General features: G+C 57.2%; 25 protein-coding genes. 10 read left to right on the top strand and 15 right to left on the bottom strand.

Features of this window, described 5'->3' with window-relative positions; all coding sequences use genetic code 11:
• The 4 genes from AAF465_06900 to gloA all read left to right on the top strand — a co-directional run bounded on the left by AAF465_06900 (position 1) and on the right by gloA (position 3,375).
• Positions 1–627 (top strand): hypothetical protein, encoded by a 627-nt coding sequence (locus AAF465_06900; protein MEM7082446.1) that lies wholly within the window; start codon positions 1–3, stop codon positions 625–627.
• Positions 628–820: 193 nt separating this feature from the next.
• Positions 821–1,630 carry an FKBP-type peptidyl-prolyl cis-trans isomerase gene (locus AAF465_06895; protein ID MEM7082445.1) on the top strand — a complete coding sequence of 270 codons (810 nt, stop codon included), beginning with the start codon at positions 821–823 and terminating at the stop codon, positions 1,628–1,630.
• Complete coding sequence (locus tag AAF465_06890) at positions 1,627–2,916, top strand: amidohydrolase family protein (GenBank protein ID MEM7082444.1); 1,290 nt, start codon at positions 1,627–1,629, stop codon at positions 2,914–2,916. The genes AAF465_06895 and AAF465_06890 overlap by 4 nt, the downstream gene beginning before the upstream one ends.
• A 72-nt stretch (positions 2,917–2,988) precedes the next feature.
• Positions 2,989–3,375, top strand: coding sequence for a lactoylglutathione lyase (gloA, locus tag AAF465_06885; GenBank protein MEM7082443.1), 387 nt, complete (start codon positions 2,989–2,991; stop codon positions 3,373–3,375).
• A gap of 93 nt (positions 3,376–3,468) precedes the next feature.
• Here gloA and AAF465_06880 read toward each other — a convergent pair whose 3' ends face one another.
• Together AAF465_06880 and AAF465_06875 are read right to left on the bottom strand one after the other, a co-directional pair.
• Positions 3,469–4,929 (bottom strand): hypothetical protein, encoded by a 1,461-nt coding sequence (locus AAF465_06880; GenBank protein MEM7082442.1) that lies wholly within the window; start codon positions 4,927–4,929, stop codon positions 3,469–3,471.
• Positions 4,930–4,931: 2 nt separating this feature from the next.
• Entirely contained in the window at positions 4,932–6,200 is a 1,269-nt protein-coding gene (locus tag AAF465_06875) for an OmpA family protein (protein ID MEM7082441.1), read from the bottom strand.
• 312 nt (positions 6,201–6,512) lie between these two features.
• On the opposite strand from AAF465_06875, the gene AAF465_06870 reads away from it, so the two are divergent.
• Both AAF465_06870 and AAF465_06865 read left to right on the top strand, forming a co-directional pair.
• Entirely contained in the window at positions 6,513–8,348 is a 1,836-nt protein-coding gene (locus AAF465_06870; protein ID MEM7082440.1) for a sodium:proton antiporter, read from the top strand.
• Entirely contained in the window at positions 8,348–9,007 is a 660-nt protein-coding gene (locus AAF465_06865; GenBank protein MEM7082439.1) for an alpha/beta fold hydrolase, read from the top strand. Before AAF465_06870 ends, AAF465_06865 begins: the two co-directional genes overlap by 1 nt.
• Positions 9,008–9,027: 20 nt before the next feature.
• Here AAF465_06865 and AAF465_06860 read toward each other — a convergent pair whose 3' ends face one another.
• The 6 genes from AAF465_06860 to AAF465_06835 form a co-directional block, all read right to left on the bottom strand.
• Positions 9,028–10,170 (bottom strand): aminotransferase class I/II-fold pyridoxal phosphate-dependent enzyme, encoded by a 1,143-nt coding sequence (locus AAF465_06860; protein ID MEM7082438.1) that lies wholly within the window; start codon positions 10,168–10,170, stop codon positions 9,028–9,030.
• A gap of 147 nt (positions 10,171–10,317) precedes the next feature.
• Entirely contained in the window at positions 10,318–10,647 is a 330-nt protein-coding gene (locus AAF465_06855) for an HU family DNA-binding protein (protein MEM7082437.1), read from the bottom strand.
• A 164-nt stretch (positions 10,648–10,811) separates the two neighbouring features.
• On the bottom strand, positions 10,812–11,306 hold the full coding sequence (locus tag AAF465_06850; GenBank protein MEM7082436.1) for a DUF4426 domain-containing protein: 495 nt from the start codon (positions 11,304–11,306) through the stop codon (positions 10,812–10,814).
• A gap of 87 nt (positions 11,307–11,393) precedes the next feature.
• The gene (locus AAF465_06845; GenBank protein MEM7082435.1) at positions 11,394–11,942 is read right to left on the bottom strand and encodes a YggT family protein; all 549 of its coding nucleotides are present in this window, start codon (positions 11,940–11,942) and stop codon (positions 11,394–11,396) included.
• A 6-nt stretch (positions 11,943–11,948) separates the two neighbouring features.
• Entirely contained in the window at positions 11,949–12,788 is an 840-nt protein-coding gene (gene proC, locus AAF465_06840; GenBank protein ID MEM7082434.1) for a pyrroline-5-carboxylate reductase, read from the bottom strand.
• A gap of 187 nt (positions 12,789–12,975) precedes the next feature.
• Positions 12,976–13,683 carry a YggS family pyridoxal phosphate-dependent enzyme gene (locus AAF465_06835; GenBank protein ID MEM7082433.1) on the bottom strand — a complete coding sequence of 236 codons (708 nt, stop codon included), beginning with the start codon at positions 13,681–13,683 and terminating at the stop codon, positions 12,976–12,978.
• Positions 13,684–13,909: 226 nt separating this feature from the next.
• Here AAF465_06835 and AAF465_06830 point away from each other — a divergent pair, with 226 nt between their 5' ends.
• From AAF465_06830 to AAF465_06820, 3 genes are all read left to right on the top strand, one after another.
• Positions 13,910–14,944 (top strand): type IV pilus twitching motility protein PilT, encoded by a 1,035-nt coding sequence (locus AAF465_06830; protein ID MEM7082432.1) that lies wholly within the window; start codon positions 13,910–13,912, stop codon positions 14,942–14,944.
• A 23-nt stretch (positions 14,945–14,967) separates the two neighbouring features.
• Positions 14,968–16,128 carry a PilT/PilU family type 4a pilus ATPase gene (locus AAF465_06825; protein MEM7082431.1) on the top strand — a complete coding sequence of 387 codons (1,161 nt, stop codon included), beginning with the start codon at positions 14,968–14,970 and terminating at the stop codon, positions 16,126–16,128.
• 68 nt (positions 16,129–16,196) lie between these two features.
• Complete coding sequence (locus AAF465_06820; protein ID MEM7082430.1) at positions 16,197–17,252, top strand: PilT/PilU family type 4a pilus ATPase; 1,056 nt, start codon at positions 16,197–16,199, stop codon at positions 17,250–17,252.
• 9 nt (positions 17,253–17,261) lie between these two features.
• Here AAF465_06820 and AAF465_06815 read toward each other — a convergent pair whose 3' ends face one another.
• The 7 genes from AAF465_06815 to gshB form a co-directional block, all read right to left on the bottom strand.
• Entirely contained in the window at positions 17,262–18,149 is an 888-nt protein-coding gene (locus AAF465_06815; protein MEM7082429.1) for a dihydroorotate dehydrogenase electron transfer subunit, read from the bottom strand.
• A complete protein-coding gene (locus AAF465_06810) occupies positions 18,146–19,054 on the bottom strand; it encodes an aspartate carbamoyltransferase catalytic subunit (protein MEM7082428.1) in 909 nt (302 codons plus the stop codon). Before AAF465_06810 ends, AAF465_06815 begins: the two co-directional genes overlap by 4 nt.
• Before the next feature lie 3 nt (positions 19,055–19,057).
• Positions 19,058–19,522, bottom strand: a complete 465-nt coding sequence (gene ruvX, locus AAF465_06805; protein ID MEM7082427.1) for a Holliday junction resolvase RuvX — start codon at positions 19,520–19,522, stop codon at positions 19,058–19,060.
• Positions 19,519–20,082, bottom strand: a complete 564-nt coding sequence (locus AAF465_06800; GenBank protein ID MEM7082426.1) for a YqgE/AlgH family protein — start codon at positions 20,080–20,082, stop codon at positions 19,519–19,521. Before AAF465_06800 ends, ruvX begins: the two co-directional genes overlap by 4 nt.
• A 62-nt stretch (positions 20,083–20,144) precedes the next feature.
• Positions 20,145–21,038: a TonB family protein gene (locus AAF465_06795; GenBank protein ID MEM7082425.1), complete on the bottom strand. Its 894-nt coding sequence runs from the start codon at positions 21,036–21,038 to the stop codon at positions 20,145–20,147.
• Positions 21,039–21,179: 141 nt separating this feature from the next.
• The gene (locus tag AAF465_06790; protein MEM7082424.1) at positions 21,180–22,265 is read right to left on the bottom strand and encodes an FAD:protein FMN transferase; all 1,086 of its coding nucleotides are present in this window, start codon (positions 22,263–22,265) and stop codon (positions 21,180–21,182) included.
• A gap of 88 nt (positions 22,266–22,353) precedes the next feature.
• Positions 22,354–23,292: a glutathione synthase gene (gene gshB / locus AAF465_06785; protein ID MEM7082423.1), complete on the bottom strand. Its 939-nt coding sequence runs from the start codon at positions 23,290–23,292 to the stop codon at positions 22,354–22,356.
• Positions 23,293–23,604: 312 nt separating this feature from the next.
• On the opposite strand from gshB, the gene pilG reads away from it, so the two are divergent.
• A complete protein-coding gene (gene pilG, locus AAF465_06780) occupies positions 23,605–23,997 on the top strand; it encodes a twitching motility response regulator PilG (GenBank protein MEM7082422.1) in 393 nt (130 codons plus the stop codon).
• Positions 23,998–24,005 lie beyond the last annotated feature (8 nt).

Below are 24,005 nucleotides of genomic sequence, written 5' to 3'. Positions count from 1 at the left end.
ATGTTTCGCTCTATATCGACGCTGCCGCGCGAACCGAGAGGGGATCAACCGTTTGGTTATGGCATTCTGGCGCTGTTCATGCTGTGCCTGACGGCGTGTGTATCAGAACCGACACCGCCCACGGCGCCGGCCAAGCCCGTCGCCGCGTTTGGCCAGCCGCACACTAGCGCGCCGCCGGAGCTGGATCAGTTTGGACGGTTTGCCGGACGCTGGCGGTGTGGCGTCAATGAACGTCGACCAGATGGCAGCTGGCGGACTCGACCCGATGACATTCTTTGGACGTTTTTCTATACGCTGAATGGATTGGCCGTTCAGGACATCTGGACGCCGGAGGGTCAGGACCTTCTCGCCGAAGGCATTGCCACGAATTTACGCGTGTTTAATGCGCAAACCGGCACCTGGAACGTATCGTGGACCAATACGGTGCAAGCCTCATTCGAATTGTGGTCCGGCGGCGTGGCGGGCGATGAGATGCTGCTCAGTTCGGTACGCGACAATCGCCCCGTGCGTATTCGGTTCTACAATATTCTACCGCGCCAGTTTCAATGGACTTACGAAGCCGCGACGTCGGTCTCTGGCACAGCCTTTGCGCCGGTCATGCAGCTCTTATGCCAGAGAATGGACTAATCGTTCGGTGCATGGGCAGCCGTCTTTCGGCCATGAAGTTAATCGTCGAGGCTCAGCGGCAGCGAGCGCTTTCAGCGTGTAAAGTCGTCGCGTGCTTGAGACTGATGCCGTAGCGTGCTCGCGGTTGTCATGCCTAGACCGCACAGACAAAGCTGTATCCGATTTCTACATCATCCATTTCACGGGAAAAATCATGAACGTAAAACGACAGATACTGTATATCGCGATGTTGGTGCTGTGTGTGGTCGGCTGCGGACAAGGCGATGACGCGACCGGTCCGAGCGCCGTCGCACCGGCCTCAACGGGCGAGCTTGTTATTGAAGATAAGGTGGTCGGTGAGGGCGACACCGCGCAAGAGGGTTCGGCCGTCGCAGTGCACTACACCGGCTGGCTCTATGACGAAACCGCGGACGATCTACTCGGAGAGCAGTTCGACTCATCCGTTGAGCGCAATACCCCGTTTGAATTGGTTCTTGGGCAGGGTCGGGTAATCAAGGGTTGGGACCAAGGTCTCGTGGGCATGCGTGTCGGCGGCAAGCGTCGGTTAATAATTCCTGCCGAGCTTGGGTACGGCAAGCGCGGTGCGGGCAATCGCATTCCTCCCAACGCCACACTGGTTTTTGATATTGAATTGCTCGCAACGGCCTCGATCGAAAGCCGCGACCAAAAAATCGGCGAAGGCGATGAGGTGATCCAGGGCGCCAAAGTATCCGTAGACTACACCGGCTGGCTGTTTGATCCAGACGCTTTGGGCAACAAGGGCAAGCAATTTGATAGTTCGATCGATCGAGGCAAACCCTTCGGTTTTGTGCTGGGTCGGCAACAGGTGATTACGGGCTGGGATGTCGGTGTGCTCGGCATGAAAACCGGCGGCAAGCGTACGCTCATCATTCCGCCGAGTATGGCTTACGGCGCGCGTGGGTTTGGCAATACCATTCCGCCTAATTCCACGTTGGTCTTTGACATTGAGCTGCACGAAGTCGATACCAAGGCGCTGCAATGATCGTGCGTCTTCAGTTTGCGGCGTTTCTGGCATCACTGCTATTGGCGTCTTCCGCGACGGCCGTTACCTGGATACACGCGGGTAAGTTGATCGATGGCGTCAGTGATCGCGTACAGACTGAGAAGACCGTGATCGTTGAGTCAGGACGCATTGTGGCCGTGCGCAATGGCTACGAAGAACCCGATCGTGGTGTGACGCTCATTGATCTTCGAGACTATACGATCATGCCCGGTCTGATGGACATGCATACACATCTGTCTACGCAGCTCAGGCGTGGGTCTTATATCGATCGTTTCATCAAATCCGAAGCCGATGTCGCGCTGTTTGCCGCCAGTAACGCACGCAGAACCCTTGAAGCGGGGTTCACCACCGTGCGAGATCTCGGGGATGCCTACAATGCGACGGTGGCACTGAAAAACGCCATCAACGGTGGCGCGCTACCGGGGCCGCGCATCTTTACCGCGGCCAAATCGCTGGCGACGACCGGTGGTCACGCGGATCCAACCAATGGCTGGCGGCCCGATCTGCGCGGAAATCCGGGTCCTGAATCCGGCGTCATCAATGGCCCTGAAGACGCCGCTAAGGCGGTGCGACAGCGCTATAAAGATGGTGCGGATCTGATTAAAATCACCGCAACGGGGGGCGTACTGAGCGTAGCGCGTAACGGCCAGAATCCCCAGTTTACCGAAGAAGAGGTGGCGGCGATCGTACGCACCGCCAACGACTATGGCTTCATGGTTGCGGCACATGCCCACGGCAAGGAGGGTATGCAACGCGCGATTCGTGCCGGCGTCAGATCCATTGAGCATGGGACGTTCATGGACGATGAGACCATGCGCCTAATGCGTAAACACAATACTTTCTATGTGCCAACCATACTTGCCGGCGAGTGGGTGGGCGAAAAAGCGCAAATCGACGGGTATTTTCCCGAAATTGTGCGCGTGAAAGCGGCGCAGATTGGTCCGATCATTAAGCAGACGTTCGCGCGTGCGTATGACGCGGAAGTTCGTATTGTGTTTGGCACCGACTCCGGCGTGTCGCCGCATGGGGACAATGCACGCGAGTTTGAGTTGATGGTCGAAGCGGGTATGCCGCCGATGACCGCTATTCAGTCGGCCACTTCCGTCGCAGCAGAGTTTCTGGAACTCGATAATTTAGGGCGCATTGAACCGGATTTCCTTGCCGATATTATTGCCGTGCATGGTGATCCGCTTGACGATATCGGCGTCATGCGCAAAGTGCGCTTTGTGATGAAAGGCGGCGTGATCCATAAACGACCAAACTAATTCATCGATTCAGGTGGTGGCGAGTGCGGTGGCGTTGAGTGCCGTTGCGCACGAACGACTAGGGGTTTAATGATGCGAATGCTCCATACGATGCTTCGAGTTGGCGATCTCAATCGGTCCATTGCGTTCTATACCGACGTGTTGGGCATGACGTTGCTCAGACGGTCGGACAACGATGCCTACCAATACACTCTCGCCTTTGTCGGTTATGGCGATGAGGAAAGGCATACGGTGCTTGAGCTCACCTATAATTGGGGAGTGAGCGAATACGAGCTGGGTACGGCGTTCGGTCATATTGCGCTCGGCGTCGAGGATGTGGCAGCGGCCTGTGAGCGCATTCGACAGCGCGGCGGTGTGATTACGCGCGAAGCAGGTCCAGTTAAAGGCGGTACGACGATCATCGCGTTTGTCGAAGATCCTGACGGCTATAAGATCGAGTTGATCGAACGCAACGCCTAGCTCGGCGACCGGTGCGACTTACTCATCATCGCGTGTTGGACACGGCGTCGTCGTGCTGGCGCGGACGCGATCGAGTCTGACGTTTACGTTTCGTTATCGAGCGTCGATGAGGCGTTTCGCCTGTTCCGACCAGCGGCCATTGATAATGCGATCGGGAAACGAGCGCAGTTCTTGGGCGACCCACTCAATATCATTGGGTGTCAGTGCGGCGATCTGATCAAATGTATAAAGCCCCAAGTTGTTCAGCGCCTTTTCAAACGCGGGGCCAATACCACTGATTTTTTTTAGGTCATCCGGTTGATCGGGCGCTTCGGTATACAGCTCAACAACCGGCGCGGTTGCATCGCTTGGGGTGTCTTCATCCAGTTGCGCAAAGAGATCGCCGGAGTGTGGCGCGTCGGGGGCCGATTCGGTGGGTTTCTTTGCCGCTGCGGATTTGGCGCGCGCAGGCTTGTCGAGCACAACGCGCAGTTGCGCGACAATGTCGTCCTGGGCGGACATTGCGTCGCGCAATTCTTTCAGCTCGCGCTCATACTGAAGATTGCGTTCGCGGGCCTCATCGCGTAACCGTTCGACGGTGAGTTCCTGATGTTCGATCACCGTTTTTAGCGTTTGCTGGCGCTTCTCCAGTTCAGACTCGTCGACGTGGCTGGTCTTGAGTCGTTTGATGAGGGCATTGCGTTCATTTAATTTAGCTTCGAGCTCAGTATTCGACTGCGTGAGCGTTTCATTGCTAGCCGTTTGTTCTCGAAGTGCCTCTTTGAGCTGTGTGAGTCGCTCACGCTGGTGGTCGACGACCCGATTACCCTGCGAAAGTTGCTCGATGCGCTCGAATTGATCGTGGTTCTCCTGCTTCAGCTCATCGAGTTCCTGCTGCAGCGCCGAGATTTGCGCGTTGTCGTGAGTGCCTGTTTGGGTATCGCGCTTGGCCAGTTCCGAGCGCAACGCGCCAATGGTCTGCATATGCTCTTCAATCGTGTGATCAAGCCGCTGTTTGTCCTGTTCCGCAGCATCGGTGGCCGACTGCAGGCGCACACGAAGGCGCTGAATTTGCGTGGCGTCGTCGCCTACCGCGGCCGATTCGGCTTCGCTGTCGAGCCGGGCTAGCTGCTGTTCTCGGTCGTGGAGCGTGCGGGATGTGTCCGTGAGTTTCTTTTTGATTTGTTGCAACACGTCTTCACGCGCGAGGCTCTGCTGTTTGAGCGCGTCGACTTGCTGCGAGAATCCACTCAGTTGCTTGCGAGCGCGATCCAGTTGACTTTGGAGTTTGACGGTAACCGCTTTCGCGGCCGCTTCGTCTTCTGGTGAGCGCGGGGGTGACTTGCCGTCCGCGCGGCGGTTTTCGAGAACGCGAATCTTACCGTGTGCCACTTCCACCTGATCGCGGAACGCATCCCGATCTCGGCGCAACGTATTCAGCTGATGGTGCCACTCGGTTTCGCGCTGCTTGAGACGGCGCGTGCGTTCGATACTGGCGACCCAGTAGCCAATCCAGAACCACAGCAGGCCCGTGAGCAAAATGATCAGTAAAATGACGCCGGAGAAATGCAGCATGGTTAACTCTCGTCAAGCAACGAAAATTCGATTCGTCGGTTCATCTTGCGGCGCTCGGCGGTGGTGTTTTCGACCAAAGGTCGTTCCTCGCCATAGCCCACCGCGCGAAGTCGGCTCAGGGATACGCCATTGCGCACAAAAAATTCCATAACTGACTCGGCGCGCCGCTGGCTCAGCGCCAAATTGTTGGCCCGCGTTCCGAGGTCGTCGGTGTGACCGCCAATTTCGAGTACTGCCTGTGGGCACTGTTTGGCGATGCGCACAAGATCTTGCATGAGCGATTGACTGGCCGAATCAATGTCACTACTACCAGTATCAAAGCCGATGTGCTGTTCGGCTAGGCGGGTGCGAATGGCCGCCGCACACGGTGCGCTTGCCATGGCCTGCGTTACGTCGGTTCGCGTGTTGGTGGTTTGCTGTACGGGTACGCGCACGGTTTCGATAACGGTGTTGTCCTCGGCACGCGTGCCAACTGTGCCCACTCTAGCCGCCAGACTAGGGTGAACGCGAAGCAGTGCCTGCAATTCCTGTTCATCACCGACCTGAATATTGGGCGCGTAGTCTTCGGGCAAGTTGCTGAGGAGTGTTTCGAGTGTTTCGCGACTGTCGTTTGAGCCACTCAGGCCCTGCACGATCACTTCATGATCGTTCACCAACACCATGCCGCGACTGAGCTCGCGCGCGGCGGCAAGTGCCTGTGTGGACGCGGCCAAGTAGCCATCGGGGGCACCCGGTGATACGAGTAATCGGTCGATGACGCGCCCGTCGCCAAACGCGCGGTTGGCAAGATTCAGTACACTTTCTTTGGCGATGTTATCCGGCACCAGTCCGCTCAGCGTCAACACAGCCGCCTCCACTTCCAGGTGAAGTTCATAGGGCAGGTCGAGTGTAAAAATTGGCGCATCGTCTTCGATATCCGCCAGCAATTCGCGCGCGCGACGTTCGGCTTCCTCTGGCGCCAGTTGCGGTGCGCGAGCTGCCGCGACCAGAAGTTCGTCTTTCACTCGACGAACCCCGGCGACCGATTCGACCAGTCCCACGGCGCGTGACTTAAGCGCACCGTTGGGTGCGATGCCGCTCACTTGCAGATCCCGGCCGTCGGCGTCCACCCTCGCCCAGGAGAGATTGGCCTCTTGCAGCAGTTGTTGGCTGTCTTGCTCAAGACGGCTTTCCACGTACGGCACCACGCGCCAAAGAAACAACGTGGTGATAATGACTTGCAGGCACACGCCAAGGAGTATGACCGCGCCGCGGTGAGTGCTTAGAACCATGAAACCTTATTCTGGGCCAACGGGCAGGGTAGGGCCGAACGGTGTCACTATTCGCCCCGACCCTATTATGGGCAATATTGGTCTCGAGCAACAGCCTCTTTGTGCCGGCCACCGATCGTCGGAGAACCGTCGTGATTCTCGACCCTCTGCGGGGCCCGGCGCGGGTTTAAGGTCGGGGCGGCTAGCGCACGGTAGACCGCAATAAGCGCCATAAATCCGTTACGCCGCAATAGTTTGTGAAAGTTGCCTGGAGGTTGCACTGGGGCCGCGTGAGGGCTACGGTAGGACCCGTCATTGGCAAAGGTCTTTGTCTTGGATACACATCATTTGAGTTTTGCCCTCGTGTCGCTCGTCGCGCTCGGTGTGGGCGCGCAGTGGATGGCGTGGCGATTTCGACTGCCGGCCATCGTGTTGTTGGCTCTGGCGGGCCTGATTGTCGGTCCGGTCACCGGCTTAATTACTCCTCGTGAACTGTTTGGCAACCACCTTCAGTCGGTGGTGAGCCTCTGTGTGGCGATCATCCTCTTCGAAGGTGGATTGAGCCTGCATTTCAACGAACTGAAAACCACTGCTGTGGGCGTCCGTCGACTGGTCTATTTGGGCGCGCCGCTCGCCTGGCTGTTTGCCACCGCAGCGGCCGTCTTTATCGGTGGTCTCAGTGTGCCGGTTGCCGCCGTGTTCGGTGCGATCATGGTGGTTACTGGACCGACCGTCATTATCCCGCTGTTGCGTCAGGCTCGTCTCAATCGACGCACCGCTGCGTATTTTAAATGGGAAGGCATCGTCAATGACCCCATTGGCGCATTGCTCGCGGTGCTGGTTCTGCAGTTTCTGGTTTACGCGGGACAAGGTTCGGGTTGGGCGTCCGTGGTGACCGGTCTTGCCCTCGCGCTGGCATCGGGACTCATTCTCGGCGGTCTGGGCGGCTGGCTGACCGGAAAGGCGTTTCAACTTGGATTGGTACCGGAGTATCTAAAGCCGCCGGTCATGCTGGGTCTTGTGCTGCTCGTGTTCGTGACCTCTAACTTGCTGCAACACGAGGCGGGGCTGCTCGCCGTCACCGTGATGGGGATTGTGGTCGGCAATATGCACTTGCCCGGCATTCAGGACATGAAACGTTTCAAGGAGTACATCACGGTGATGTTGGTCGCCGTGGTGTTTGTGGTCCTGACGGCCAACCTCGATCCTAACGTGTTGCTTGGCATCACCTGGCGGGGAGCGGCGCTGGTCGCAGCGATTTTATTTTTATGCCGTCCCGCAACGATTTTATTGGCGACACTTGGCAGCGATATGGACTATCGCGACCGCGCGATCTTAAGCTGGATCGCGCCGCGCGGCATTGTGGCGGCGGCCACAGCCGGTGTGATGGGCCCCAGTCTTGAAGCGGCCGGTTACGAAGGCGCGGAGGCGTTGTTACCGCTTGTGTTCTTAGTGATATTTGCGACCATAATTTTGCACGGATCCACCATCGGGTGGGTGGCCAGACGGCTTAATCTCGTGTCAAAAGTCCGCGATAGCGTGCTCATCGTCGGGGCCTCGCCCTGGACGGTTGCGTTTGCAAAGAAACTCAAAGCGCTCAATGTGCGCTGCATGATCACCGACACCTCATGGCACAACTTGCGACCTGCTCGACTCGCTGGTGTCGATGTGTTTTATGGCGAAATATTGTCGGACTTTGCCGAAGAAAGTCTTGAGGTTGGCCACGTCGGGCATGTGTTTGCGGCGACGAGCAACGACGCCTATAACGCGTTGGTATGTACTGCCGTTGCACCCGAAGTGGGGCGTCGGGAAGTATTCCAACTCGCCATGGGAGACGGGCAGGGAGACGACGACCCACGCGGCGTGGCGCGACCTTTGCGTGGACGTGTCGCGTTCAGTTCCAAAGCGGTATTTGAAAAACTCTGGCAACGCCATGTGCGTGGTTGGACCTTTTATCGCACGCGCATCAGTGAGGGTTACTCGTACAGCGACTTTCTGGGTGACTGTCCCAACGGCGCGATCGTGCTGCTTGTGCAGCGGGGCGACGGCAAGATCGAGTTTTATTCAGTGGATGCCGAAGTCGAGCCGCTGCCGGGTGATACGCTGTTGTATTATGCGCCGCCGCGCGAAGTGGAGGCACGTGAGCCGGACACGAGCGATAGTGATTAATGGTCGTTGAAACGGAGCGTTTCCTGTTCGATGGGCCGGCTGGGGCACTCGAAGCGATGTTGGAATTACCCGAGTCGTTGCCGGCGACACCCGCTGCCGTGGCGGTTGTATGCCATCCGCATCCACAGTTTCAAGGCACTATGCTCAATAAAGTCGTGCACACCTTGGCGCGCAGTGCCCTCGACAACGGATGGCCAGCTCTGCGTTTTAATTACCGCGGTGTGGGTAAAAGTGAAGGTAACTATGACGAAGGGCGCGGCGAAACGGACGACGCGCTTGCCGCTTGTGAGCTTATGACCGCACGCTTTAATGCGCCGCTGGTGCTCATGGGCTTTAGCTTCGGAGCAGGCGTGTCGTTGCGTCTGGCAAGCCGTAATTACCCCTCGAACGCGATATCCGCCGTCCTATCCGCGGCACCTCCGGTCGGTCGACTGGGCGTGCCGGACGACTTAGCGATCACGGTGCCGTGGCTTGTCATTCAAGGTAGCGCGGACGAGTTGGTGGATGCTCAGTTGGTGAAGCGATGGGCCGAACAGCAATCACCGACTCCGGAGTTGGTGATGCTGGATGGCGTGAGCCATTTCTTTCATGGCAGTCTCACTGTGCTGCGCCAACATGCGGTCGACTTTCTGCACCGCGCGGATTTCTCTGCGCGATAAATCCGACCGGTGATAGGCGTTTAGCTGACCAAATGTGCGCCCAATGCGGCGAGCGACTCGGTCACGTTGGCGCGGCCAATGCCAATTCGAAATCGATTTTGCGGCACATCGACCAGCGTTGAGCGATAGACGTGTGCGGGTAACAACAAGACACCCGCCTGTTCCACCGCTCGGGTGCAGAATGCGTCGGCGCTACCGGGCCCCAGATAGCGTGGAAACGCAACGCAGCCGCCGTCGGGTGTGCGGTAATCAAACACGGGATACTGCGTGACGAACGCGCGAACCGCGTCGTCATTGCGTTGAATGAGCGCGCGGTTTCGCGCGAGGATGCGATCGCCATTGCGCAGCGCCACGCCCGCAAGATGCTCGCTGGGCGCGGAATTGCAGATGCTCGTGTAGTGTTTGGCGCGCTCCAGTTTGGCTAAAGCGTGAGTGTCCTGACTGGCGACCCAACCGACGCGAAGTCCTGGCAACCCGTAGGCCTTAGACATCACCGAAACCGACAGTGCACTGGGGTTGATTGACGCGGCTGCTGGCAACGTGCGGGCTGGATCAAGCTCGACGCCGCGATAGACCTCATCACTGACCACCCGAATGCCGCGCGCGTGGCACAACGCGTTGAATGCCGCCCACGTGTCCTGGTCGGGTACAAATCCGGTTGGGTTGTTGGGAAAATTCACCGAAACGAGCGAGGTATTCGGGCGCAGCATATGGGTTAATCGATCTAGATCGAGCTGCCAGCCTTCTTGGTCGGCTTGCCAAAGCGGTAGGCCCTCCACCGACACCCCGCTCGCGACGGGCACCGATTCGATGCTTTGGTAATTGGGCACGTTGACGATCACATGGTCGCCTGGCTCAACGAACAGCTGCATCGCCCAAAACAGGGCTTCTCCGGCACCGGCAAAGGCTAAGACCTGCTCATCGCCAATACCGTCATAGGTGTCAGCGATTGCGCTGCGCAGCGCGTCTGTGCCCCAGGTTGGGGTGTAACCCAAGTGCAGGTCGTGATACGCGACTCGATCTTCCTCGGTGCCGAGCGCCAATAGCGCCGACGTCGACATCGACTCCGCGTCTGAGGCGGTGAGGTGATAGCGTGCCTTAAATTCCCACTGACTGAAGTACGTTTCAAGAGCAAAATCAGGCAGTGTAAGGCGTCCGCTCATGGTGCGTTATCCGGCAGAAAGGCGCGATCAGCTTAGCAGTCGTGAGTAGATCGCGCTACATGGGGAGGCGGCGCGATGGGTGGTTACAAAAACGAAAAAGGCCGGGCAATGCCCGGCCTTTTAATCGTGCGATGAAAGCGTACGGTCTTAGACCATTTCTTTCAGGTTCTTGAGCGCAAGTACCTTCACGACATTGCGTGCAGGCTTGGCTTTGAAAACCATTTCTTCGCGCGTAAAAGGGTTGATGCCTTTACGTGCTTTGGTGGCCGGCTTACGGACCACTTTGATTTTCATCAGGCCAGGAACGGTGAAGACGCCAGGACCGCGTCGGCCCAGGTTTTTCTTGATCAGGCCTTCCAGTTCTTCAAACACGCTGCTGACTTCTTTACGAGTCAGGCCGGTTTTGTCGGAAATGTGAGCAAGAATTTCGCTCTTTGTAGGAGCCTTCTTTACCGCTGTTTTTTTCTTAGCAGCCATTAATCGATCCCCTCAGGATGGTGGAATGAAAACAAGAGTCAAATTACGCAGCGGAAAATAGCATAAGATGACGCAAGGTGTAAGCGTTTTTGCAAAACTTTTTAGTTCGCTGACGGCGCGCTTACCCCTATTTTGAGGCTGTCAAACGTGATCTGTGTGCGGGGTCAGTCGGTGTGGAACTGTTGCTGAAACGTCACGTTTATGGGGCTCGTTTCACCGTCGGGCAAAACCTCGATTTTGAACGTCAAATATTCGCCGTCAGAGATCGATGTTTGGCCAATGTAGTACACCACGTCACCATCGCGAATCTCTCGCATCTCAAGATTTTTCAATTGTCCCGTAAGGTTATTGGCTTTCGCTGAGACTTTACCCGATGTTGATTGCGTGTCCGAACCCGCGGTTTTCTGATGCAAAACGACATTGAGTAACACTTGCGATTTGCTCCGAGAGAGACCGTATGCTCTAGCGGCTTCCTGCGGGAGTTGATCGGTTGTGACCGCGTTGTAGTGGACGACATAGTCGCCAGACTCGAGGGTACGTGGTGCGGCGGGTTTGGCCGTCGGTACATTTTCGGCAGAGCGGGTTTCAGGTGCCTTTTGGCACGCCGTTAGCGCAAACAGAACGCCAATAGCGACGATGTGCAAAGAGCGGTTGAGCATGTGATTCCCCAATGGTCAGGTCAGGTTTCGACTCCCACTATAGCTCACTGTGGCCATCTGGCAAGCCAGGCGGCGGGAGTTAGCGCGTTAGAACAGCGTGCGAATATCCGAAGTAATAAGAATGCTCAGGGCCTGAATGAGCACGAGAACGATCAACGGCGATAGATCGAGTCCACCTAGCGGCGGTATGAAGCGCCGCGCCGGAGCCAAAATGGGCTCGGTGAGGCTATAGAGAATGCTGACGATCGGGTTTCGCGGGTCTGGATTGACCCAGCTGAGGATGACTCTGAGAAAAATGGTGATGGTGTAGAGACCGAGCACAAGGCTGATCAGACCGAACACGGACTGTACGATCAAGTAGCGTACACCGGGTACACTGCCAACCTGCACCACCACAAGCACGATGATAACGAGCACCTGCATGATCAATGCCGCGAATAAGCTTGCCATGTCCATGCCTTTGAACCCGGGGATGAATTTGCGCAGCGGCATGACGAGGGGATTGGTAAGGCTGACCACCGCCTGCGACACCGGGTTGTGAAAATCGGCGCGATGAAGCTGCAGCAAAAAGCGTACGATAAACAACCCAACCAGCAGTTGTCCGGCGAAATTCAAAATAAATATCAGTGCGTTCATAACCGATTAGTCCGAGCCAAATTCATGAGCCAACTCGACGGCGCGCGCGTTGGCCGCGTCCATGGCTTCCCGCATGATAGACGGCAGGTCGCGCGACGCCAAGACATCGAGTGCTGCTGCAGTGGTGCCGCCTGGTGACGTCACCCGATCACGCACGGCATGGAGTGTATCGCGTTCGGCCAACGCCATGTGCGCGGCCCCCAACGCGGTCTGACGCGCCAGAGTCTGCGCCATCGCTGTGGGCAGACCTTGGGCCCGACCGGCGTCTTCCATCGCTTCGAGCAGATAAAAAAAGTAGGCAGGCCCACTACCCGATACCGCCGTGACCGCATCGATTAGCGATTCTTGGTCAACCCAGGCCGTGACGCCGACCGCGCTGAACAAGGCGTCCGCCAGTGCGCGATCCGCTTCAGTGACCGCGCGGTCGCCGTACAGACCCGTCGCACCCACGCCGAGTAACGCGGGCGTGTTGGGCATCACTCGAACCACTCGTCGATAGCCGTCGAACCAGTGGCTCATCTGATCGCAACCAATGCCCGCTGCCACCGACACAATAAGGGGCGTAGTCGCCGCCACCGCGGTGGCCGCCTCTGTGCACACCGCGCGCATAATTTGTGGTTTGACCGCGAGCACGACGCAGTCCGCCCCTTCGATCGCCTCATTATTATCCGCAAAGGTCGTGACACCGGGTAAGGTCGCCAAATGCTGCCGCTGTTCGGGACTTGGGTCGGCGACGCGACAAGCATAGGCGGGCGCGTCATTCTCCAGCGTGAGTGTTGCCAAACGCTGAATAAGGGCACCGGCCATATTACCGCCGCCGATAAAAGTCACACGGATTGTCTGCATGAGTTGGGCCTCGTGGGTGTCGGTTACTCGACACGGTAAAAAAAGGGTGCCGCCGGTCAAGCCAATCACGGTAAGGCGGCATCACGGCAACGTGCTCGCGCACGCAGCGTGTCGTTCGGCGCGCCATGCGGTCGGTGTTAAGACCACTCCCTACCGCTTCGGCGCGTCGTATCGCGGTGTTAGTGTGTCAGTCGACGGGACGTTTGCCAAACACATCGGTGCCGATTCGCACCCAAGTGGCTCCGTGCGCGATCGCTGCCTCGAGGTCGCCCGACATGCCCATCGACAGTTCCACCAGATCGGGCCATTTTTGTTGAAGCGACTGGCTGAGCGCCTCGACTTTGGCGAACGCGGCCGCTTGTTCGTCATAGTCATCGGTTGCGGGCGCCATGGCCATCAGGCCGCGTACGCGTAGCCTGGGAAGCGCACGGGTTCGCTCGATAAACGCCGGGGCCTCATCAACGGGCACCCCAGACCGAGTCGAATCATCGCTTAAGTTGATTTGCACGAGCACGTTTAGGGGTTGACCGGGACCTCGAAATTGATCAAGTCGGCGCGCAATTTTATCGCGGTCAAGGCTATGCACCCACGAAAAGTGGGTCGCCACCTGCCGCGCCTTGTTGGATTGAATGCGGCCAATAAAATGCCAGCGAAGCGCCTCGGCGGCGGCGGGCGCATTTTGCGCGTCGATGATCCGCTGTTTGTCGAGAGCCTCGGCCGCGAAGTTCTCTCCAAAGTGGATGTGACCCGCCGCCTGCGCGTCGAGAATCGCCTCCGCAGGGTGTTTCTTGCTGACCGCCAGCAGTTTGACCGAGGCTGGATCCCGTCCACTCGCGCGCGCCGCCGAGGCGATTCTTTCCTGAATATTCATCAGATTATGTGTGATTTGGGTCAAACTTTTTGCTCCACATTGTCGGTATACTCTAGCGCATCAAGCGGTTCTGCGGCGTCGCAGTATGGCCTGAATGACCCCTCTGAGGCGAAAAAGTGCGCCCCAATGGGGTGCAAACGCATGACCATTCGGTTTAACCGATATACAGTATTAAGTTAAACCCTGACGACCGCACGGTTGCCGTCGGATTATCGCAGGGAAACCCATAGGGGACACGCAGCGCATGGCCTTGGATATTGCACAACTACTGGCGTTCGCCGTCAAAAACGACGCATCGGATTTACATCTGTCGTCGGGCGTTCCGCCCATGATTCGCGTCGATGGCGACATTAAGCGCATCAACATGCCCGCGCTCGAGCACAAAGAAGTGCACAGCATGGTGTATGACATCATGAACGATAAGCAGCGAAAGGATTATGAGGAGTTCTTTGAAACCGACTTCTCGTTTGAAATTCCAGGTCTGGCGCGTTTTCGTGTTAACGCGTTTAATCACAATCGCGGTGCTGGCGCGGTGTTTCGAACCATCCCATCGAAGATACTTACGCTCGATGACCTGGATGCGCCCAAAATTTTTAAGGATATTTCGCTGACCAACCGCGGTATTGTGCTGGTAACGGGACCAACTGGTTCCGGTAAGTCCACCACACTCGCGGCGATGATCGACTTCATTAATGATACAAAGCCCGACCATGTGTTGACGGTGGAAGACCCCATCGAATTCGTACATGAGAGCAAGAAGTCGCTGATTAACCAGCGCGAAGTGCATCGCGATACATTGGGCTTTAACGAGGCGCTGCGTTCTGCACTGCGAGAAGACCCCGACATTGTGCTCGTGGGTGAAATGCGCGATCTGGAGACCATTCGCCTGGCATTAACCGCCGCCGAAACCGGTCACCTTGTGTTTGGCACCCTGCACACCAGCAGCGCAGCCAAAACCATTGACCGCGTAGTCGACGTGTTTCCAGCCGCCGAGAAAGACATGGTGCGCTCGATGCTATCTGAGTCGTTACGCGCGGTGATATCGCAGTCATTGCTCAAGAAAAACGGTGGCGGCCGAGTCGCGGCACACGAAATCATGATCGGCACACCCGCTATTCGGAACCTCATTCGTGAGAATAAAATCGCTCAGATGTATTCGGCGATTCAAACCGGCCAGGCGGCCGGCATGCAAACTCTCGATCAGTGTTTGCTCGATCTTGTCCGCAAGGGCGTGGTGAGCAGGGAAGAAGCACGTTTCCGTGCTGTCCATAAAGAGCAGTTTTAAGCTCAGGGGAACAGGAGCCCGTCATGGAACGTGATCAAGCGATTAAATTGATGCAAGACCTCATGCGCGGCATGGTGTCCAAAAACGCATCCGACCTTTTTATCACCACAGGTTTCCCGCCGGCGATCAAAATCGATGGGGTGATCACACCAGTGTCGCAGACCCCGTTAACGGCATCGCAAAGCGCGATGCTGGTGCGTTCGATCATGAACGACAAACAAACCAAAGAATTCGACGCAAACAAAGAGTGCAATTTTGCGGTCAGCCCCAAAGGCATTGGCCGCTTTCGAGCTAACGCGTTTGTTCAGCAGGGCAATACGGGCGCGGTGCTGCGAACGATCACTACTGATATCCCAGTGTTCGACGATCTAAAATTGCCCCCGGTGCTCAAAGAAGTGGTGATGTCCAAGCGTGGGCTGGTCATTATCGTGGGCGGCACCGGTTCGGGTAAATCAACCACACTGGCTGCAATGATCGGACACCGAAATAAGAACTCTCGCGGTCATATCATTACGATTGAAGACCCGGTTGAGTATGTTCATCCGCATGAGGGTTGTGTGGTTACGCAACGCGAAGTGGGTGTGGATACTGATAATTGGCACGCGGCGCTCAAAAATACCTTACGACAGGCGCCCGATGTGATTTTGATCGGCGAGATTCGTGACCGCGAAACGATGGAATATGGCGTTCAATTTGCCGAAACCGGCCACTTGTGCCTGGCCACGCTCCATGCCAACAGCGCCAACCAAGCCCTTGATCGCATCATCAACTTTTTCCCCGAGGAACGACGTGACCAGCTGCTCATGGACTTGTCGCTCAACATTCGCGCCTTAGTCTCGCAGCGACTGATTCCGCGTGCGGACAACGTGGGCCGGATAGCCGCTATGGAGATCATGCTCGCTTCGCCACTTATTTCCGATCTTATTTTTAAGGGAGAAGTGGCGCAAATTAAAGAGGTAATGGCAAAGTCCAACCGCCTCGGCATGATGACGTTTGATCAGGCGTTGTTCGATCTGTACGAGGAAGAAGCGATCGGCTATGAGGAAGCGTTGCGCAACGCTGACTCGAAGAACGAACTTCGATTACGTATCAAGCTGGAAAGCAAACGTGAATTCAAAGCTCAGGATGAAGGCGGTCAAAGTCTGCGCATCATGGAGCACGAACCGGACGCTAAACAGTTTTAACGTCGCGCATCGACGCGCCGATTGATCTTCGCTGTTCGTCACACTTCTACCGCACTGACTGAGACGCAATGAATACCAAGCCCCTGTTCAAACTCATGGTGGAGAAAAAAGCCTCCGACCTGTTTTTCACAACTTACGCGCCGGTCAAAATTAAGATCGATGGGCGGATTATCCCCGTGAACAACACAGAGCTGACGCCCAAGATGGTGAAACAAGCGGCGTTTGGTCTGATGAATGAGGAGCAGCTCGATCAGTTCGCGCGCGAGCTTGAGATTGATTTCGCCATCTCCGAACCAGGGCTCGGTCGATTCCGCGTTAACATCTTTCATCAACGCGGCAACGTCGCGATGGTGTTGCGCTACATCACGTCCGATTTACCGCGCCTCGACGAGCTCGGCATGCCGCCCATTCTCAAAGATCTCATCATGCGTAAGCGCGGTCTGATTTTGATGGTCGGCGCGACGGGCTCCGGTAAGTCAACCACCATTGCGGGCATGATTAATCACCGCAATGAATCATCGAGCGATCACATTTTAACGATTGAAGATCCCATCGAGTTTCTTCACCCGAATAAGAACTGCCTGATTAATCAGCGTGAAGTCGGGGTCGATACCATGTCGTATGCGCGGGCACTGAAAAGCGCGTTACGCGAAGCGCCGGATGTGATTTTGATCGGTGAGATTCGCGATCGCGAAACAATGGAGTCGGCACTTGCGCTGGCGGGTACAGGGCATTTGTGTCTGTCGACACTCCACGCCAACAATACCGCAGAAACGCTCGATCGCATCATCAATATGTTTCCTACCGAGCAGCATGCGCAGATTCTCATGGATCTGTCGCAATATTTGCGCGCCATAATTTCACAACGTCTGGTGCCCGGGAAAAACGGGATGCGCTGTGCGGCCATCGAGATCATGCTCAATACACCGCATATTCAAGAGCAGATTCTTAAGGGCGACATCGACGCGATTAAAGAGGCGGTAGCCGAGTCATCCGAGAATGGCATCCAGTCGTTTGATTCGTCGCTCTATGAACTCTACAAGCAAGGTCGCGTGACGCTCGAAGCGGCGCTCAGCGCGGCCGATTCACGCGCCAATCTCGAAACGAAAATCAATTTCGGCTAGGTTGGAGTGCTACGCGGCGGGAAAAACGTCGCGTGCTTCGAAAACCGGACCGTCCACACACACTCGCTGCATGCTCACGCCCTGGTCGTTCTCGACGCGAACGACGCAGCCGGCGCAGCCCCCAACGGCGCACGCCATGTGTTCTTCCAATGAAACCTGCGCAGGCAGATGGTAGTCACGTGCCAGTTTCGCGACCGCTTCGAGCATGGGTGTGGGACCACAGGAGAATATCTCAATGTCTTTTTTCGCCGCATCGTCCAGGGTGTCGAGAAAAGACGCGGCTGCCTGCGTCACATAGCCCTCGAAACAGCCGTCATACCCTTGAAGCGAGGTAAGGCGGGCTGGGATTTGCCAGCGCTCGAGAAGCGCTAGAGTCTGATTGATCGAGGGCTCGATGCCGGGCATGGGCAGCGCTGAGGTGGTGAGCTCAAAGGGAAACGGCACTTCTGAGCCCATGAACAGAACCGGGGAGTAATCCGTATCATCGCGGAGCGCATCGGCCAGGAACACCATCGGTGGGATACCGACACCGCCTCCGAGCAACAGAGGCCGGGGGCGCTCGGGATGAAGCACAAATGGCTTGCCAATTGGGCCCATGACACTTAGGCAATCGCCCGGTTTGCGCAAGGATAGTAACCGCAGTCCATCACCCACGATCTTATACAGAAAGTCGACCCATCCCTGGTCGGCGTCTACGCGCATAATGGAGAGTGGTCGTCGCATCGGCAGCGTCGGGTCGCAGGTTACGTGCGCAAACGAGCCGGGCAGGGCCGCCGCCGCACATTTGGGTGCGTGTACGCGCAGAATAAACTGCTCGTCGCTGTACACATCCTGACTCAGGATGCGCGCCTCTTCGACAAAGATGGTGTTGCGATGGCTATTGGCCGTGCCGTTCATGCGCGATGCTCCGCGAGTGCACTTAAGATGGCCATACGCGCCGACACCCCGATGGCCACCTGTTCCTCAATTACCGATTGCGGGCCATCGGCGACGGCATCACTGAGCTCGACGTTGCGATTAATGGGTCCCGGATGCATCACAAGCAGTGCGTCGCGCGCCGTTTTTAGGCGTTCAGTGGTCAACGAAAAACGCGCGCGATAGTCGTCCAGGTCCATCTCATCGTCTTTATCGAGGCGCTCTTTTTGAATGCGCAAGGCCATCACGACATCGGCGTCGGCGATGGCGGGCGCCAGTTCGTCGGTAAACGATAAGCCGGCAAAGTCCTCGCGACTGGCCTGCCATTGCCTCGGCGCGACCAATCGGATATCACGGCAGCCGAGCTTGGATGCGCCCTGAACAAATGAGCGTGCTACGCGCGAGTGAGCGATGTCGCCGATGATGGCGATCGATAGATCGTCAATGCGTCCTTTGCGCTGCTTGAGCGTGACCAAATCCAGCAGTGCCTGGCTCGGGTGAGACACGTTGGCCTCGCCGGCATTGATGATTTGAACGCGACTGGCTTTTTCAGCGAGCATCGCCGGTAGTCCGACCGTTGACGTGCGCACCACTAGCTGGTCGATTCCCATCGCCTGCAACGTGGCGACGGTATCCCATTCGGATTCGCCTTTGGATCGTGAGGACAAGGCAAGATCAACATTGACGTGATGCGCCCCGAGGCGCTTTGCCGCGAGCTCAAACGACACGCGTGTGCGCGTGCTGTTCTCAAAAAATAAGCTGGCCACACAGATATGAGCCAAAGAGGTGTCGTGACGCACGGGCTTTGAGGCTCGGCGGGCGGCATCATCAATCAGTGCTTCGAGTTCAGGGCGGGTTAAATCTTGAATCGAAACAAAGTGCTGCATGAGTTATCCGTCACCGTTCTCCGGTTGACGTCCGCCACGTTGATTAAGCCAGGTGCGTAGTATGACTTGTGCAGCAAATTTGTCTATATCACCCGGTTGCGTGCGCTTGGCCATTCCCGCCTGTCGGCGCGCTCGAATTTCATCCCGCGCGGCGGCGGACGAGAGCTTTTCGTCCACCATAATGACCTTGCGCCCGGTGTGTTCTTGCAGGTTTGCGCCAAAACGCTCCGCGTCGACGGTGTTTGCGCTCGGAGAATCGTCGAGCATAAGCGGTAGGCCAACCAGCAGCAGGTCGGGTCCCCACTCGCGCACGAGCTTGTCGATCGCTGTCCAGTCGGGGTCGCCCGTATGGTGGAGTGTGGTCAAGGGGTTGGCGGTGCCGATCAACGTGCTACCCACCGCGACGCCGATGCGTCGTTTGCCATAGTCAAACGCCATCACCGTGGATACGGCGCCGGCGCTACTCACGCGTGGCCGGCCTCGCCGGTAATTTGATGCGGGTCGATGCCCAGAAGGGCAGTGGCGGCCGACCAACGTTGCTCGACCGGGGTGTTGAACAGAATGTCAGAGGAGTAATCGGCCGATAACCATGAATTGGCTGTCATTTCTTCTTCCAATTGGCCCGCACTCCAGCCCGCATATCCCACTGTCATGACGGCGCGCGTTGGGCCTTCGCCGTTGGCCATGGCTTCGAGGATATCCCGCGAGGTGGTGAGCTGAAGATCGGGTGACACGCTCATGGTCGATTCCCATGGGCCGCGTTCCTCGTGCAGAACAAAGCCGCGATCCCGTGAAACTGGGCCGCCATGGAGCACCGCTTGCGCAGCCAGTTGGTCATTGGCCGTGGTCAGATCCATTTGCGCCAACAGCTCTCCGACATTGATATCGCTCGGCCGGTTGAGCACAAGCCCCAGCGCGCCCTGTTCGTTGTGTTCGCAAATAATGCTCACCGTGCGCGAAAACCCAGGATCCTGAAGTCCCGGCATGGCGATCATGAACTGATTAGCAAAGTGCGTCATAGCCTTTATGGTACCCCCAATTGATGAGCACGAAAACCGACGACAACCGTGTCGGTCTCTTAGTCTCAGACTCAGTTTGCCGCCGGTAGTTTCACGGCCCCATCGAGCGCTTCACCGTCCACAAATTGCCAAATGTACACAAATCGCATCACGTCGTATTTGTTACGAATTTCCGCGGGAAAAGGCTCGAACGGAGAGGCGAGGCGCACAATATTCATCGCTGCTTGATCGACGCGTGGTTCGCCCGATGAGCGACGTAGCACCACATCCTCCAAAAAACCGTTGGCGGAAATCGCGACCTCGAGCGTGGGGTTGCCCGACAGTCCTTGCAGCAGCGCTTGGTTCGGAAAGTTGAGCGTACCCACCTGTTCGATTTTGCGTTTCCACATCACTAAGTAGCGCGCGAGCTCGGTTTTTTTTGTGTTGACTGACACAAACAGTTCGCGCAATTCGGGACTGTGAATTTGCGTGCTGTCATCGAACTCGCTGACCAAATCGGGCGCGTTTTCCGTTTCCCGCATGAGCATCGCTTCGGTTGCCTCGGTTTGGCTGTCCTCGCGTTCGCGCAGGCTCAGTTTCGAGTGTTCGGACAAACTGCGGGAGACAATCAGGCTGACGTCGTTCTTGGCGGCGGCAGGATTGGACTGGATGGCGTTGCCTTCATCGGTGCCCGCGTTAGACATCGGTGCGCGATTACTCAGCCGCGATTCCGCTCGTACTTTTTCAGTGGTGGTGCCATCGCCGCTCTGGTTTTGTTCGGACAGGTAGTGGGCGTCATCCGGCGCGAGGTCGCTCTGCTTGGGATCCTGGACCAAGATCACTTCCAGCGACGGGCTGCCGAGAAAATTCGGCGGCGGCATGAAGTCGAAACTAACACCCAGAATCAGCACGCCGTGCAACAGCCCCGTGATAAACAGCGCCGTCACAAGCTTGTCGTTTTGGTTGGGTGTCGCGACGAGATTCATTGATCGCGCCCTGCACCGGTTTTTGAAAGACGGGTGTTCATGCGAACGACCAGTATACCGGCCAGACTCATCCGGTGGCAGTCGGATCTGTGACGCGGGTCTTCTTTCTGACCCCAAATTAGGCCTTTGAGCGCCCTGCCGTCAGCGCAAGCGTATCGGCAGTTCGACGCTCGTGCCGGGCAGTCGGTGCACCGCGAGCTCGGCGTCGATCAGTAGGGCCTCGTCGATCTCAAGCCGTGCGGCGATCTCTTCAAATGACTGAGGCCCGGCCACCATTAGCGCGGTGGCGGCCACGTCGGCCAAGACCGGATCAGAATGCATCACCGTGGTGGCGATGGCGCCACGAGCCGGGTTGCCTGTTCGGGGGTCGAGTATATGGTGAGGTCCAACATCGTCACGTGGCCTCGCGCGGACGGCGTCGATGTCCGCCGTACCGCGCGCCGAACCGTCGTGATCGGCGTGCTCCAGCGTCGGCGCGGGTCGTCGTCGAAAATAGTCCCCCGACGAGAATACGGCGGTGCCATCGTGCACATCGAACGTGGCGATGACGCCAGGCGCGCGCGGATGTTGAATGGCCACGCGCCACGGTTGTGGGCCGCGTGTTCCCAGCACCAGCAAATCACCCCCGAGGTTGATGATCGCGTCGGGTGCATTGTGGTTGCGTAGAAGTGTGGCCAGATCCAAAGCGATGGCGCCCTTGGCGATGCCACCCAAGTCGAGACGTACGGGCCCGTCGGCGCATATCGTTGAATCGGTGATCGACACAGCGCCTTTGCGCGTTGGTAATTCGGCGCGCTCTGTTTGAGCCGTGTCACGAAATCCATGGTGATCGACTTCAATGCCTAAAGTCGGGTCAAATAAGCCCTGGCTGCGCACGCGATAATCGAGTGCACGCACGATCAGCGCATGGGTATCGGCGTCGGTGGTGGCACAGTCGGAGCGTTCGAGCGCGTCATTGAGGCGACCCAAACTGCCGTCGCCGAAACTTCGCCATCGCGTGTCGAGCGTCGCCAAACGGGCTTCGATGGCGGGCACTGTCGTGAGGTAAAAGTCGTTGGACGGGGCATAGACACTCAAGGACACGGTGGTGCTGAACGCCAAAAAGTCGATGGTCACCACACGCGGTGGGGGCTCGATGCACGACGGCGTGAACGCCAACAGCAGCGTGAGCGCGCCGACTTTCAGGCCAAAGAGAGTGGGGAGGGCCGGATTCCGTCGGTCTGTCATCGCGCCCACCCGATCGGCACCCGCCAACCGGGGATGCGGTCGCACATTGCTCTGATGCGCATGGGCGGGTGACCGAGGGTACAGGCGACTAGGCGTCCAGACGTTTGCCGATGGCTGCCATCAGCGTGCCGGCGATGTCCAGATCGTAGCCGGCGTCCAGTTCGCGAATGCCGGTTGGGCTCGTCACATTGATTTCCGTAATGTAGTCGCCGATGACGTCAAGCCCGACAAACAACAGGCCGAGTTCGCGCATCGCAGGACCAACCACCGCACAAATGGCTTTGTCGCGATCGCTGAGTGGTTGGGGCCGCCCGGTGCCGCCCGCCGCCAGATTGCCACGCGCATCGTCGGCGCCGGGAATACGCGCAAGACAATAGGGAATCGGTTCGCCATCGACGATCAAAATGCGTTTGTCGCCGTCCTTGATCTCGGGCAGATATTGCTGGGCCATCGCAAATCGTTGGCCATACTCAGTCAGCGTCTCGAAAATCACGTTGCGATTACCGTCGTGTTCATTGACCACAAAAATCGAGGCACCACCCATGCCATCCAGTGGCTTGACCACCATTTTTCCGAGTCGATCGTGAAATGCGCGCAGATCGTCCATGGATCGGGTGATCAACGTATCGGGACAAAATTCGGGAAACCAAGCGGTATAGACCTTCTCATTAACATCGCGAAGGCTCGAGGGATTGTTGACCACCAGCGCGCCCTGCGCCTGAGCGCGCTCGAGAATGTAGGTCGCATAGATGTATTCCATGTCAAAGGGCGGATCTTTGCGCATTAGGATGACATCGAGCTCGCCGAGCGGTGCATCGCGCTCGTCGTCCAGTTCGAACCAGTGGTTGGGGTCGTCACGTACCGTGAGCGCCCGACTCCTGCCGAGGGCCCTACCACGCTCCAGCCGCAAGTCATTGAGATTGAAATACCGTATCGCATAGCCGGCTCGCTGAGCAGCGAGCAGCATGGCGAAACTGGAATCCTTGACCGGTTTAATGGCGTCGATGGGGTCCATAATGATGCCCATCACGCGGTTGGTTGTTGTCAAAATCGATACTCCTTGGCCGGACGATCAGCGCAGTGAACGGGTCTTTTCACGGACAATGCGCGAATTCTTGAATGGGCAAATGGAAGCGCGGCTTCCAATGTGTTAAAAGGTAGGCGTAATCGCCAAAAACACGTTGCTTTTCAGTCAATAACACCTGAGAGCATGGTAGTTTATCACTCTCTGGTCACAGCGCTTAATGCGCCGGACCAGTTTATCCCTTCGAGGTGGCGTCGCGCGTGACGACGTTGCCATCAGAAGAGCCCGGCAGGCTCGCGTTCGAGGACAATCAGTGTGACATCCAATCCCAACGATCTATCCGGTTTGAAAGTACTGGTCATTGACGATAGTAAGACTATCAGACGCACGGCGGAGACGCTGTTGTCGAAAGAAGGCTGTGATGTGTTTACCGCTGAAGACGGGTTCGACGCACTGTCGAAAATCGCTGATCACCAGCCTGACATCGTGTTCGTCGACATCATGATGCCTCGACTGGACGGGTACCAAACCTGTTCGCTGATCAAAAACAACAAAGTGTTCCGCAGCACGCCGGTCATCATGCTGTCGAGTAAAGACGGACTGTTTGATCGCGCTCGGGGTCGCATCGTGGGCTCGGAGCAATACCTCACCAAACCTTTTACCAAAGACGAACTGCTGGGCGCTATCGAGCGTCACGTCGGTCGCTAGCAGTCTGT

This window comes from Pseudomonadota bacterium (genome assembly GCA_039028935.1).
Lineage (GTDB): Bacteria > Pseudomonadota > Gammaproteobacteria > Steroidobacterales > SZUA-146 > SZUA-146.
The sequence above is the reverse complement of the archived record's forward strand: the minus strand, read 5'-3'. Positions and strand labels throughout refer to the sequence as shown.